Genomic DNA, 12,359 nt, shown 5'->3' with positions numbered 1-12,359 from the left:
CCGGCGCCTCCTTCGATGCCAGTCTGCTCGAGCCTGCCGTATTTGACCCGCTGGTCGTAGTAGTCGTTGATATTGTCGAGGCCCACGATCTCGTCGCCGCGCTCGAGAAGGCGTTGGGCCAGGTGGAAGCCGATGAAACCTGCGGTTCCTGTAATAAGTATTTTCATGTGATAGTTATTTCCAATTCGATTTTTTCACATTTTTCACAGCATCAGGTCCAATGCTTTCAAGTTTTTTACACCGACCTGAGATGAGAACAGAGAAATTTAAGATAAATATTATATCGAAAAGTTGATATTTATTTGAAATTGAAGAGAGATAACGCCGCCTCAAAGAGACGGCAAAGCGCGGGTTACGCCAGAGCGGCTTTGGACTGCTCGACGATTTTTGCGAATGCTGCCGGGTTGTTCATGGCCATATCGGCGAGGATCTTGCGATCGAGCTCGATACCGGCTTTTTTGAGCCCGTGCATGAAAGTGGAGTAGTTCATATCGTTCAGACGGCACGCTGCGTTGATACGGATGATCCAGAGTTTTCTGAATTCGCGTTTTTTCTGTTTTCTGTCGCGGTAGGCGTAGACGAGGCTTCGCTCGACCTGCTCTTTCGCTTTTCTGAAGTGTTTTCTTCGTCCGCTGTAGAAGCCTTTGGCAAGCTTCAGAATCTTTTTGTGTCGGCGTCGGCGTACGACTCCTGTTTTGACTCGTGGCATATCTTTTTCCTTTCTTTACCTTGGCATCTTTGTGATGTTTCGGTGCCGGATGGACCGGACTTGCCCTCTTTTGCGAGGGGAACGACTGGCTTGGGTCTGGAACTATTTCATTCCGAGCATGTTTTTGACACGTGCTGCATCGACGTCGGCAACGTACTGGGCGTTGCGGAGTCGGCGTTTGCGCTTCTGGCTCATTTTGGTCAGGATGTGGCTTCGAAACGCGCTTCCGCGTTTGATTTTGCCGCTTTTCTTGACCTTGAAGCGCTTCGCAGCGCCGCGTACCGTCTTCATTTTGGGCATGAACTTCTCCTTTGTAAGATCGACACGGAAAATCCGTATGCAAAATGGGGCGTAATTATAGCGAAAAAAGCGATGGATTCAAAATGGCACGGACCGCGTCACGAAGACGCGGGGTACCGGGGGAGAAAGGGATCGCCCTATTTTTTCCCGGGTTTCTCTTTTTTCGGGACGACGTACATGTTGATGTAGCGCCCTTCGTGAAAGGGACCCTTTTCGAGCTCGGCGATATCCTCGACCATCGGCCAGACCGATTTGAGCACTTCGACACCCGCTTCGGGATTGGCCATCTCGCGGCCCCGCAGGAAGACGCGGAACTTGACATGCTTGCCCTGCTCCAGAAACTCTCTGGCGTGCTTGACTTTGTAGTTGATGTCGTTCTGGGCGATCTTGACGGAGAGCTTGATCTCTTTGACTTCGATCTGCTTCTGCTTCTTCTTCGCCTCTTTCTTCTTCTTCTCCTGCTGATACTTGAACTTGCCGTAGTCCATGATCTTGGCGACCGGAGGGTTGGCCTGCGGAGCGATCAGAACGAGGTCGAGCCCCATGTCGGCCGCCTTGTTCAGCGCCTCGTCGCGGCTCACCACGCCGTACTGCGTACCATCATCGCCTACCAGGCGAACCTCACGGGCTCTGATATCGTCGTTCATGATCACATCGTTCTTCTTACTCAAATTCTGACCTCACTTGTCTGCTCCTTGATGAGTTGGATAAATTCTTCCGCGTCCAGGTCGTACTGTTCGCGTTTTCTTCGGTCTCTCACCGCCACTTTGCGGTTTTTGACCTCTTCGTCGCCGATGATGGCGATCATCGGCACCTTCTGTTTTTCGGCCATGCGCACCCGCTTGGCGAGGGATTCGTTGCGATCGTCGATCTCGCAATCGATATCGAACTCCGCCAGTTCGGAGGCCAGCTCTTTCGCGTAGGCCGTATGGTCCTTGGCGATCGGCACGAAAATCACCTGCGTCGGCGCGATGAACATCGGGAACTCCCCGGCGAAATGCTCCGTCAAAATCGCGATGAAGCGCTCGAAGCTTCCCAAAATCGCCCGGTGGATCATGACGGGGCGCTTGCGCTCGTTGTCCTCGTCGATATACTCCATCTCGAACCGCTCGGGAAGGTTGAAGTCGACCTGGATCGTGCCGCACTGCCACTTGCGTCTCAGCGCGTCGGTGATCTTGATGTCGATCTTCGGCCCGTAGAAGGCGCCGCCGCCCTCGTCGATGCCGTATTCGAAGCCGTTCTCATCCAGCGCCTCTTTGAGCGCCGTGGTCGCGGTCTCCCAGATGGCGTCGTCGCCGATCGCCTTTTCTGGTTTCGTGGAGATCTCCATCTCGTACTCGAACCCGAAAATCTTCATGACCCGGTCGACGAACTCCAGCACGTCGATGACGACCGGCTTGATCTGCGCGGGGGTACAGAAGATGTGGGCGTCGTCCTGGGTGAACTCGCGCACCCTCAAAAGACCGTGGAGCACGCCGCTCTGCTCGTGGCGGTGGACCACGCCGTATTCGAAATATTTGAGGGGAAGTTCGCGGTAGCTGTGGATATCCCTCTTGTAGATCAGGATATGGCCGATGCAGTTCATCGGCTTGATGCCGTACTCCTGCCCGTCGATCTCGGTCAGATACATGTTTTCCCCGTAGCAGGCGTAGTGGCCGCTGGTGCGCCACATGTCGGCTTTGAGGATTTCGGGGCCGCGGACCGGCTCGTAGCCCCGGCGTCGGTGGGCTCTCCAGAGAATCTGCTCGAGACGCCCTCTCAGGCGCGCCCCTTTGGGCATCCAGAAGGGAAGCCCCGCACCCGCCTCTTCGTTGAACATGAAGAGCCCCAGCTCCGTGCCCAGCTTGCGGTGATCGCGCTTCTTCGCCTCTTCGATCATCGCCAGATACTCTTTGAGGCTCTCCTTGTCGGCGAACGCGATGCCATAGATGCGCGTGAGCATCTCTTTGGTCTCGTCGCCGCCCAGATAGGCCCCCGCGACGCGTGTCAGCTTGAAGTTGCGCAGAAACTTCGTGTTGGGGACATGGGGGCCGCGGCAGAGGTCTTCGAAATCGCCCTGGCGGTAGATGCACAGGCGGTCGTCTTCGATCCGCTTCATCACCTCCTGCTTCAGGTCGTCCCCGGCGAACTTCTTCTCCGCTTCGCTCCTGGGGATGCAGTAGCGCTCGATATCGATCTTCTTGTTGGCGAGCTTCTGCATCGTCTTTTCGATCTTCTTGAGATCCTTGTCGCCGATCTTCTCGTCGATACGGAAATCGTAATAGAATCCCTCGTCGACGACGGGACCGACGAAAAATTTCGCTTCGGGGTAGAGCTGTTTGATCGCCTGCGCCATCAGGTGGGCCGTGGAGTGGCGGATCACTTCGAGTGCTTCGGGGGAGTTGTCGAAATAGATGGGTTCACAATCGCTGCAGTCGAGCTCCGCAGCCGTCTGGGTGTCTATAATCTGCCCGTTTTTGTCTTTGTAGGCAATAATCTCTTTCTCTTCCAAGCAGTTCCTTGTACAAAATTTATGGATAAATTAGACGTATTATACAGGAAAGAAATATAAAAAAAGGTTTAAGTTGCGTTTTTTCGGGATTTTGAAGAGAAATTGAAGAGAAATGGTGGCCACGACAGGACTTGAACCTGTGACCACTACCATGTCAAGGTAGTGCTCTACCAACTGAGCTACGCGACCATCCAATGCGGTAAGTTTACCAGAAAATCTGCTCGTTTTCCATAAAAAAGGATCGAGCTGTAGATTTTGTGACGGAATTATACAAAATGAACTTTAATTATTTCTTAAATTTAGAAACAAGATCCAAACAACGGCCAGATCGATCATCACGTCCGCGAAATTGAAGACGGCGAAGTCGAATCCGCAGTGCCACGCCACATAGTCGACCACGCCCCCGTGCACGAATCTGTCGGCGATGTTGGAGAGTCCCGCCCCGAAGAGTATCCCCAGAGGCAGGCTGTAGCGCTTCAGATGGCCGCCGTGCAGCACATATCCCAAAACCCCGGCCAGCAGAAGGAGCTGGATCCATTTGAGCCAGGGTCCCAGAAAGGCGAACATCGAAAAGGCGACGCCCCGGTTGTAGACGAGCGTCAGCGAGACACAGTCGCTCTCCCATCGCCAGCCGGCCAGGAAGATCGACTTGATGCTCTGATCGATCAGATAGATGCCCGCGAGCGCGAGCAGAAAGACGAGCCACGATCTATGCATTGAGCGATCTATGCATTGAGCGCTTTTTTGAAAAACTTCTCCAGATCCTCCATCCAGGTTTCGATCTTTTTGGCGCTTTTGCCTTCGAGCAGGATGCGGAGTTTGTTTTCGGTGCCGCTGTATCGGATCAGAGATCTGAGGCCGTCGGCTTTGATGGCAGCCTCTTTCTCCTTCAGCCCTTCGATGGAATCGAGCGGTTTTTTCTCGCCCACTTTGAGATTGACCAGCTTCTGGGGGTAGAGTTCGAACGGGTTGAGCACTTCGCTCGCCTTTTTCCCGCTGCGCAGTATCAGTGCGATCGTCTGAAGCGCCGTGACCAGTCCGTCGCCCGTTTTGGCGTACTCGCTGAAGATGACATGGCCGCTCTGCTCGCCGCCCAGCACGCAGCCGTTTTTTTGCATCTCTTCGAGCACGTATTTGTCACCGACGTTGGAGCGGATCAGTCCGATGCCGTGCTTTTTCAGAAAATCCTCGAACCCTTGGTTGCTCATGACCGTCGCGACGACACAGTCGTTCTTGAGGCGTCCGTTCTTTTTCATAAAAAGAGCCAGGGCTCCGATGAGCTTGTCCCCGTCGACCTGGTTGCCCCTCTCGTCGACGACCACCAGGCGATCGGCGTCTCCGTCGAAAGCGAACCCGATGTCGGCGCGGTACTCTCTGACCTTTTCGCTCAGCGCCTCCGGATGCATCGCGCCGCAGTTGTCGTTGATATTGTAGCCGTTGGGCTTGTCGTTGATGACGATCACTTCCGCCCCAAGCTCCTCGAAGACAGTGGGAGCCACTTTGTAGGCGGCGCCGTTGGCCGTATCGAGCACGACACGGACGTCGTTGAGAGTCAGATCGGTGGGAAAGGAGTTTTTCAGCTGCACGATGTAGCGCCCGATCACGTCGTCGATCCGCTTGGAGGAGCCGATCTCCTTGCCCGTCTTCTGCTCGTGGATCATCAGTTCGGTATCGAAGAAGATCTTCTCGATCGCCGCCTCGTCCTTCTCGTTCAGTTTGTCGCCGTGCAGATCGAAAAACTTGATCCCGTTGTCTTCGTAGGGGTTGTGGCTGGCGCTGATCATGATCCCGGCGTCACACCGCATGTTTTCCGTCAGAAAGGCGATGGCGGGTGTCGGCATGGGGCCGATCTGGATCACGTTGTAGCCCACGGCCGTCAGGCCGCTCACCAGGGCGTTTTCGATCATATAGCCGCTTCGGCGCGTATCTTTGCCCACCAGGATCTTGTTGGTCTTGGCCGTCTTTCTAAAGTAGATGCCCGCCGCCATCGCGAGCTTCATCGCGACGAACGCGTCGAGATCCCTGCCCGCCATACCGCGGACGCCGTCGGTGCCGAAAAGTTTCATAAGCAAAATTCTCCCTCTTCAGAAATCTTACATTTAATTTAAATTTAATAAATTTTAAGCTATGATTCCCCAAAATTTTCTAATGACAAGGATTATACCACATGGCACATCATAAATCGGCAATCAAACGTATTCGTCAAACCGCGAAGCGTACAGCCCGCAACCGCTACTACAAAACACGTATCAAAAACATCACGAAAGCCGTTCTCGCAGCCGTCGAGGCGGGTGACAAAGAGGCCGCCGCGGCAGCGATGAAGATCGCCAACCGCGAACTTCACAAGTATGTCAGCAAAGGTATTCTGAAGAAAAATACCGCCGCCCGCAAAGTGAGCCGCCTCCAATCCAAAGTCAATGCACTCAGCGCCGCGTAACCCGCGCGCCTGAGTCATCCCGATGCTTAAAGAAAAACTCCAGCCCTTCATAGACCGCTACAACGAAATCACGACGCTTCTCAGCTCTCCCGACATCACCAGCGATATCAAGAAAATGACCGAACTCTCGAAAGAGCAGTCGGAGCTCGAGCCCCTCGTGGAGAAGGCCAAAGCCTACATCGCCACGGTCGAAGCGATCGAGGAGAACAGGTCGTTGCTCTCCGATCCCGAACTGGGGGAGCTGGCGGCCGAGGAGCTCAAAGAGCTCGAACCCCAGCTTGAGAAGATGAACGACGAGATCAAGCTGCTGCTGATCCCCAAAGACCCCAACGACGACAAAAACATCTATCTCGAAATCCGCGCCGGTACCGGCGGAGACGAAGCGGCCCTTTTCGTGGGCGATCTTTTCAAGGCCTACGTCCGTTACGCGGAAAACAAGGGCTGGAAAATCGTGATCGAGAGCTCCAGCGAGAGCGAGGCGGGGGGCTACAAGGAGATCGTGGCGCTGATCAAGGGGGAGAAGGTCTACAGCCGTCTCAAATACGAAGCGGGAACCCACCGGGTCCAGCGTGTCCCGGCCACCGAGTCGCAGGGGCGCATCCACACCTCCGCCGTCACGGTCGCCGTGTTGCCGGAAGTGGAGGATGTGGACGTGCAGATCAACCCGAACGATCTGAAGATCGACGTCTACCGCTCCAGCGGCTGCGGGGGGCAGTCGGTCAACACCACCGATTCGGCCGTGCGCATCACCCACATCCCCACCGGCATCGTCGTCGCGATGCAGGACGAGAAGTCCCAGCACAAGAACAAGGAAAAGGCGCTCAAGATCCTCAAAGCGCGTGTCTACGAAAAGTACCTGCAGGAGCAGCTCGCAGCCTCCAGTGCCGACCGGAAAGCGCAGGTCGGCTCCGGAGACAGAAGCGAACGCATCCGCACCTACAACTACCCCCAGAACCGCATCACCGACCACCGTATCGGCCTGACCCTCTATCGCCTGAACGAAATCATGGAAGGGGGTCTGCTCGACGAGATCATCGAACCCCTGATCGCCCACTACCAGGCGGAAGCGATCAAAGAAGCGGGCCTGTAGGCCCGCTTCGGCATTGGTCGTTTCGCGTGCTTCGCACGCTGTCATCGGTCATTGGGTTGCGCCGGGGCTCCGGCGCAAAATATTTCATCGACTTGACTTTAAAATTGCTGCGTTAGATAGAGGCGTTTGGAAAGCATCGCCATTTCGCCACCCTTTCGCAGAGGCGCGGCGTCGGCGTTGTCGTAGAGATTGAAGTCGTTTTTGGCGATCCTCTCCTTGACCATTTCGTTGTACTTCTCCCGCAGTTCGGAGTAGCGTGTAAGATAATTGGCGGCGACGAAGCCGTCGAAAGGTTTGCCGCTCTTTCTGGCGAGATAGCGGGCTTTTCTAAACTCTTCGTAGGCCCAGTGGCGGTTGAGGTTTTTCATGTAGGAGGCCACCGACGCTTCGAGAGAGTCGAAGATGCGGATCTTGTGTCTCTTGCCCGGTTCCCTGTTTTTGGGGACGATGCCCTTTTTGCCCCACGTCCATTCGCCAAAGAGGTTGTTGGCCTCCTTCGCGAAGCGGCTTTTGCCCCAGTTGCTCTCGATCGAAGCCTGGGCCAGTACCAAAGAGACGGGGATCGTGTCGATGCGCTTGAGATACTCCTCTTTGTCGTAGAGTTTCTTGATCCGGTACTTTTTCGCCAGGGCCTTGAGCCTCTCCTGCTCGGCCGGTGTCACGATCTCTCCCCGCTCCAGTTTGGCGAAAAAGGCCTGGGCGAAGCCACGCTCTTTTTCGATCCTCTCTTCGGCTTTGAGAATCAGCGGGTAGAGGATCTTGACGAACTCCTCCTTCTGCTTCTGCGGGTTCTTGATCGTGTAATACTCTTTCGGAAAGGATCTAGGCCCGTCGGCAAAGAGCAGTGCCGATGCGAGCAGAAATCCGGTCAACAGTCGTTTCAAATCTTATTTCTCCAATATCTTGTCGTTCAGATGGGCGTCGAACGTATGGCGGACCGCCCCTTTGAGTGTCAGGGTCTTCCCCTTGACGGCCAGCTCCAGCTTTTCGCCGCCGGTGGGCACCACGACCATCTTTTCGGGAACTTTTCCCTCCAGGTGGGCCCTATGGAAACAGGCGGCCATACCGGTCCCGCAGGCGAGCGTTTCGTCCTCGACGCCTCTTTCGTAGGTGCGCACACGCAGCAGGCCATCCTCGATGGCGGCGATGTTGACATTGGCGTCGTATCGCTCGCGCAGCGCCCTCGCCTTCTTAAGGTCGAAGTTTTCCACGCTCTCCTGCAGCGCCACCAGGTGCGGCACGCCGGTATCTATGAGCCACCACCGGCGTCCATACGCTTCGATCTCTTTTTGCTGAATGACAGGAGGTGTCAACTCGCTTGTCACCGTGTCACCCTCGACCGACGCTTCGATGACACCCGCGCCGGTCAGAAAGCTCATCGTCGATTTCGCGAGTCCGTGGGAAAAGGCGTAAAGTGCCGCCGCCCTGCTTCCGTTGCCGCACATGGCGGCTTCACTGCCGTCGGCATTGTAAAACTGCCACTCGAAATCGTGGCGCGTATGGGGAAGCAGTACGATGAGTCCGTCGGCACCCACACCCTCCTGACGATGGCAAAGTTTTTCGGCAAGAGCGCTTCTGTCAACTTTGACAAAGGTATGGAAAATGACAAAATCGTTTCCGCTCGCGGAATATTTGCCGACCGTCATGGGAACTCCTGTTTACTTTTCGTTAACCTATGCGAAAAAACTGCGGAATTATACCATACCTTAAAGGCCGCTTATATTAAGTGGTGTTATTAGTTTGATTACCGTGATTTGGTGATTTCGTTGAAGACGCGCTCCGTTTCGCGCTGCAGATCTTTAAGGTTGCCGCTGTTGTCGATGACCCAGGTCGCCCGCCTTCGCTTCTCTTCGATGTCGAGCTGGGCGTTCAGACGCGCCTCGGCCTCCTCTTCGCTCAATCCCTCCCGTTCGATCAGCCGGCGTTTCTGCACCTCTCTGGGCGCGTAGACGACGATCACATCCTCGATGGGATAGTGCTCCGTTTCGAAAAAGAGAGGGATATCGACGATGTAGGGCCCTTTGAGGCGGTCCTGCTCCTCGCTCTGGCGGACGATCTCCTCCCGGATTTTCGGATGCAAAAAGCGTTCGAGCTCCCTTCGGGCCCCTTCGTCGCCGAAGATGAGCCGACCCAGCGCTTTGCGGTCCACTTTTCCCTCTTTGACATACCTTTCGCCGAACATTTCGGCGATGGCCGACGCCTCTTTGTCGATCAGATCCCTGGCGATCGCATCGGCGTCGATGATACGCAGTCCGTAGAGTTTCAGAAGATTACAGACGGTCGACTTTCCGCTGGCGATGCCCCCCGTGAGGGCGACGGCGTATCTGAATGCCATCTCAGCGCTTTACATACTCTTTGAGCAGATCGAACGTGGCGGTGGGCAGGGCGAACTGGGCGATGTGCAGATCGCTGTTGTACCAGGTGTATCCGTCGGTCAGATCGGCCCGCTGCAGGTTGATGTCGGCCGTAGGATGGAAAAACCTGCTTCCCATCGCGAACCACTGCTCCCCGCCCGTGCGCACCATCGAGGTGTAACGGAAAGGCATGACGATCTTGAACTCGCCGCAGAGCGCGGCGAGTACCGCTTTGTGCCCCGCCATATCGAAGAGCTGGCTGGAGGCGTCCATGACCACGAGCCCTTTTTCCGTCAGTACTCTAACGACATGGGCCATGACCGCTCTGTCGTCGAGATAGAGCTCGTCGAAACGGTTGAAAAAGAGGATGTCGTAACTCCCCTCCTCCGCGTCGGCCAGAAAAGCCAGCGTATCGCACACTTCGAGGTTCACGCGCGGACTCTCCAGCGCTTCCGTGTAGCGGCCGAAGGCTTTCGCCGCGTCGACGATGTCGGCATCCCGCTCGATCACGTCGATCGACACATCCTTGTGCTTCAGGAGTTCCGCCGCGGCGGCGCCGTCACCGCCGTCGACGACGAGGACCCTTTTTGGCTCTTCGTGGGTACACATCGCCGTGTGAACCATCGCCTCGTGACGCATCGCGCTGTCGTGCTCGCAGTAGAGCGCCCGATCGTCCTCCACCAGAATCTTTCCGAAATATCCCGAATCGAAAACCGCCACGCCATCCTGATCGAAGAGCTTCTCTTTCACTCTGTACTCGTTCTTTACGATATCGACGACTCCCTGAGTCAACCACATATTGCGCTCCAGATATTGAATTGCGACGATTGTATCAAAATCGCTTTAAAGCGTTTTTAACCAAAAATGCTTTTGCCGGCGAGAAAGGTTATGAAAATGATCAGAAACATCGCCCCGAAACGGTTGGTGTAGCGTCTGTTGCCGATGAAGATGGAGATGACGGTACCCGCCAACGTACTGAGCGCCAGAAGGCCGTAGAGAATGAAAATGAGCGCGATCTTCTCCTGGGGCAGCTCCTCCAGAGGGCCTTCGACCAGCACGAAGGTCTGCACGGCCGTCCAGACGATCCAGATATAGAGCATGACGGCGAAGGAGAAGAGCCAGAAGAGAAACTGCACTTTGCCGCTGTGTTTGATCATGGATTCAACTCACCCGAATAAAAAGATTGATTATAATACTCCAAAAAAGCTAAGGAGCCAATATGAGTGCACTGGTGGAATTCGCCATGTTCCCGACGGACAAAGGAGAGAGTGTCAGCGCCTATGTCAGCCGCATCATGAAGGTGTTCGAAGAGAAGGGGATCGACTTTCAGCTGACACCGATGGGGACGATCTTCGAATGCGAGACCGTCGAAGAGGCGACCCGGGTCATCGATCTGGCCTACTCCGTCCTCGAGCCCGATTGCAACAGGGTCTACACGACGATCAAAATGGACATCCGAAAGGGAAAGTCGGGACGGATGAAACAGAAAATCGCCTCGATCCAAAAGCACCTCGCGTCCCGTTAATGTGATATAATTTCGCAATTTTCATAAATAATGGAGGACGACCATGTGTGCTGAAAGAATTCAACGGATATTGACGGCGATCATGCTGGGCATCGCGCTGATGTTCCTGGCCCAGGGAGCGGCGGGCAACGCTCTCTTTCTCAAAATCGGCGTGGCCCTGCAGGTCTTCATCATGCTCATGATGCTGGTCTGGGCTTTCACCAACTTCTGCCCTTCCCTCTGGTTCTTCACCAAGGTTTTCGGCCCCTGCGACTGGAACAAAGACAGTTCCAATGAGTGATCGGGTCAGCTATAAAGACGCCGGTGTCGACATCGATGCCGGCAACGCTTTCGTCGAAGCGATCAAACCGGCGGTCAAATCGACGTTCGACAAGAACGTCATCGGCGGGATCGGCTCCTTCGCCGGCGCCTACGCCCTGCCCGGCGGCTACGAAGAGCCCGTCATGCTCGCGGCCACCGACGGTGTCGGCACCAAACTGAAGCTGGCGATCGAGAGCGGGAAACTCGATACGGTCGGCATCGACCTGGTCGCGATGTGCGTCAACGACCTCATCTGCAACTTCGGCACCCCCCTCTTCTTCCTCGACTACTACGCCACCGGCAGGCTCGACGTCGAGGACGCCAAAGCGGTCGTCGAGGGAATCGCCGAAGGGTGCCGCCAGAGCGAATGCGCCCTGATCGGCGGCGAAACGGCGGAGATGCCCGGGATGTACAGCGAAAAGGACTTCGACCTGGCAGGTTTCGCGGTCGGAATCGCCGAAAAGAGCGAAATGAACCGTCTCGAACACGTCAAGGAGGGCGACCTGCTCGTGGCGCTCCCCAGCAGCGGCATCCACTCCAACGGCTTCTCGCTGGTGCGCAAACTGCTCTTCGAAAAGCTGGGAATGAAGTTCGACGACGAGTTCGAGGGCAAGCCGCTCATCGAGACGCTTCTGACGCCGACACGCATCTACGTGAAGACATTCAAAGCTCTCAAAGATAAGATCAACGCCCTGGCCCACATCACCGGCGGCGGACTGGTGGAGAACCTCCCCCGCGTGCTCCCGGACAACATGCACGCCGTCATCGAGGCCAAAAAGATCAGAACCCTTCCCATTTTCGACCTCATCGGCCGCCACGTGGCCAAGGAGGAGATGTTCCGCACCTTCAACATGGGGGTCGGCATGGTGCTCGTCGTCAGTCCCGAAAATGTCGACGACGTGCTCGCGAAAAGCGACGGCTACCTCATCGGTGAGCTGAAACTCGGCGAAAAGGGTGTCACGCTCTATTGATCTATGTCGTATCCAAAATCCTGACCTCCCTGCTGCTTCCGCCGGGTCTTCTCGTTCTTCTGCTGGCGGTGGCGGCATGGAAGGTACGCACCTGGCGCATCTTTTTTGCGACTTTCGCCTCTTTTCTGTACCTTCTTTCGATCGATCCTGTCTCCAACCCGCTTCTGCGACTGTTCGAAGAT

General features: G+C 55.6%; 17 protein-coding genes, 1 tRNA gene and 1 pseudogene. 6 read left to right on the top strand and 13 right to left on the bottom strand.

Annotated features, from left to right (window positions below; all coding sequences use genetic code 11):
* From Q1K23_RS04805 to glmM, 8 genes are all read right to left on the bottom strand, one after another.
* On the bottom strand, window positions 1–167 hold a 167-nt coding region (locus Q1K23_RS04805), incomplete at its 3' end, for an NAD-dependent epimerase/dehydratase family protein (RefSeq protein WP_300362890.1).
* A 185-nt stretch (window positions 168–352) separates the two neighbouring features.
* Window positions 353–709, bottom strand: a complete 357-nt coding sequence (rplT, locus tag Q1K23_RS04800; protein ID WP_201352090.1) for a 50S ribosomal protein L20 — start codon at window positions 707–709, stop codon at window positions 353–355.
* Between the two features lie 102 nt (window positions 710–811).
* On the bottom strand, window positions 812–1,009 hold the full coding sequence (gene rpmI, locus Q1K23_RS04795; protein WP_300362886.1) for a 50S ribosomal protein L35: 198 nt from the start codon (window positions 1,007–1,009) through the stop codon (window positions 812–814).
* Window positions 1,010–1,146: 137 nt separating this feature from the next.
* Window positions 1,147–1,680, bottom strand: a complete 534-nt coding sequence (infC, locus tag Q1K23_RS04790) for a translation initiation factor IF-3 (protein ID WP_300362884.1) — start codon at window positions 1,678–1,680, stop codon at window positions 1,147–1,149.
* Window positions 1,677–3,500 carry a threonine--tRNA ligase gene (thrS, locus tag Q1K23_RS04785; protein ID WP_300362882.1) on the bottom strand — a complete coding sequence of 608 codons (1,824 nt, stop codon included), beginning with the start codon at window positions 3,498–3,500 and terminating at the stop codon, window positions 1,677–1,679. Before thrS ends, infC begins: the two co-directional genes overlap by 4 nt.
* 113 nt (window positions 3,501–3,613) lie before the next feature.
* A tRNA-Val gene (locus tag Q1K23_RS04780) sits at window positions 3,614–3,689 on the bottom strand.
* A 93-nt stretch (window positions 3,690–3,782) separates the two neighbouring features.
* Entirely contained in the window at window positions 3,783–4,217 is a 435-nt protein-coding gene (gene lspA / locus Q1K23_RS04775; RefSeq protein WP_300362880.1) for a signal peptidase II, read from the bottom strand.
* 8 nt (window positions 4,218–4,225) lie between these two features.
* Window positions 4,226–5,566 (bottom strand): phosphoglucosamine mutase, encoded by a 1,341-nt coding sequence (gene glmM / locus Q1K23_RS04770; protein ID WP_300362888.1) that lies wholly within the window; start codon window positions 5,564–5,566, stop codon window positions 4,226–4,228.
* 101 nt (window positions 5,567–5,667) lie between these two features.
* On the opposite strand from glmM, the gene rpsT reads away from it, so the two are divergent.
* Window positions 5,668–5,937 (top strand): 30S ribosomal protein S20, encoded by a 270-nt coding sequence (gene rpsT, locus Q1K23_RS04765; protein ID WP_300362878.1) that lies wholly within the window; start codon window positions 5,668–5,670, stop codon window positions 5,935–5,937.
* Between the two features lie 22 nt (window positions 5,938–5,959).
* A complete protein-coding gene (prfA, locus tag Q1K23_RS04760) occupies window positions 5,960–7,027 on the top strand; it encodes a peptide chain release factor 1 (protein WP_300362876.1) in 1,068 nt (355 codons plus the stop codon).
* Window positions 7,028–7,125: 98 nt separating this feature from the next.
* Here prfA and Q1K23_RS04755 read toward each other — a convergent pair whose 3' ends face one another.
* The 5 genes from Q1K23_RS04755 to Q1K23_RS04735 all read right to left on the bottom strand — a co-directional run bounded on the left by Q1K23_RS04755 (window position 7,126) and on the right by Q1K23_RS04735 (window position 10,538).
* Entirely contained in the window at window positions 7,126–7,911 is a 786-nt protein-coding gene (locus Q1K23_RS04755; protein ID WP_300362875.1) for a glucosaminidase domain-containing protein, read from the bottom strand.
* A gap of 3 nt (window positions 7,912–7,914) precedes the next feature.
* The gene (dapF, locus tag Q1K23_RS04750) at window positions 7,915–8,673 is read right to left on the bottom strand and encodes a diaminopimelate epimerase (RefSeq protein ID WP_300362874.1); all 759 of its coding nucleotides are present in this window, start codon (window positions 8,671–8,673) and stop codon (window positions 7,915–7,917) included.
* 98 nt (window positions 8,674–8,771) lie between these two features.
* Window positions 8,772–9,362, bottom strand: coding sequence for a dephospho-CoA kinase (coaE, locus tag Q1K23_RS04745; RefSeq protein WP_300362872.1), 591 nt, complete (start codon window positions 9,360–9,362; stop codon window positions 8,772–8,774).
* Between the two features lies 1 nt (window position 9,363).
* The gene (locus tag Q1K23_RS04740; RefSeq protein WP_300362870.1) at window positions 9,364–10,179 is read right to left on the bottom strand and encodes a hypothetical protein; all 816 of its coding nucleotides are present in this window, start codon (window positions 10,177–10,179) and stop codon (window positions 9,364–9,366) included.
* 56 nt (window positions 10,180–10,235) lie between these two features.
* Window positions 10,236–10,538: a hypothetical protein gene (locus Q1K23_RS04735; protein WP_300362868.1), complete on the bottom strand. Its 303-nt coding sequence runs from the start codon at window positions 10,536–10,538 to the stop codon at window positions 10,236–10,238.
* 62 nt (window positions 10,539–10,600) lie between these two features.
* Here Q1K23_RS04735 and Q1K23_RS04730 point away from each other — a divergent pair, with 62 nt between their 5' ends.
* The 4 genes and pseudogenes from Q1K23_RS04730 to Q1K23_RS04715 form a co-directional block, all read left to right on the top strand.
* Window positions 10,601–10,906, top strand: coding sequence for an MTH1187 family thiamine-binding protein (locus Q1K23_RS04730; protein WP_300362866.1), 306 nt, complete (start codon window positions 10,601–10,603; stop codon window positions 10,904–10,906).
* A 43-nt stretch (window positions 10,907–10,949) separates the two neighbouring features.
* Window positions 10,950–11,186, top strand: coding sequence for a phosphoribosylaminoimidazole synthetase (locus Q1K23_RS04725; RefSeq protein ID WP_300362865.1), 237 nt, complete (start codon window positions 10,950–10,952; stop codon window positions 11,184–11,186).
* Window positions 11,179–12,177, top strand: coding sequence for a phosphoribosylformylglycinamidine cyclo-ligase (gene purM / locus Q1K23_RS04720; protein WP_300362863.1), 999 nt, complete (start codon window positions 11,179–11,181; stop codon window positions 12,175–12,177). Before Q1K23_RS04725 ends, purM begins: the two co-directional genes overlap by 8 nt.
* Window positions 12,174–12,359: pseudogene (locus Q1K23_RS04715) on the top strand (YdcF family protein); the annotation flags it as partial. The gene purM and the pseudogene Q1K23_RS04715, both read left to right, overlap by 4 nt.

Origin of the sequence: Hydrogenimonas sp., assembly GCF_029933015.1 — a bacterium.
In the GTDB taxonomy this organism is placed as follows: Bacteria; Campylobacterota; Campylobacteria; order Campylobacterales; family Hydrogenimonadaceae; genus Hydrogenimonas.
The sequence above is the reverse complement of the archived record's forward strand: the minus strand, read 5'-3'. Positions and strand labels throughout refer to the sequence as shown.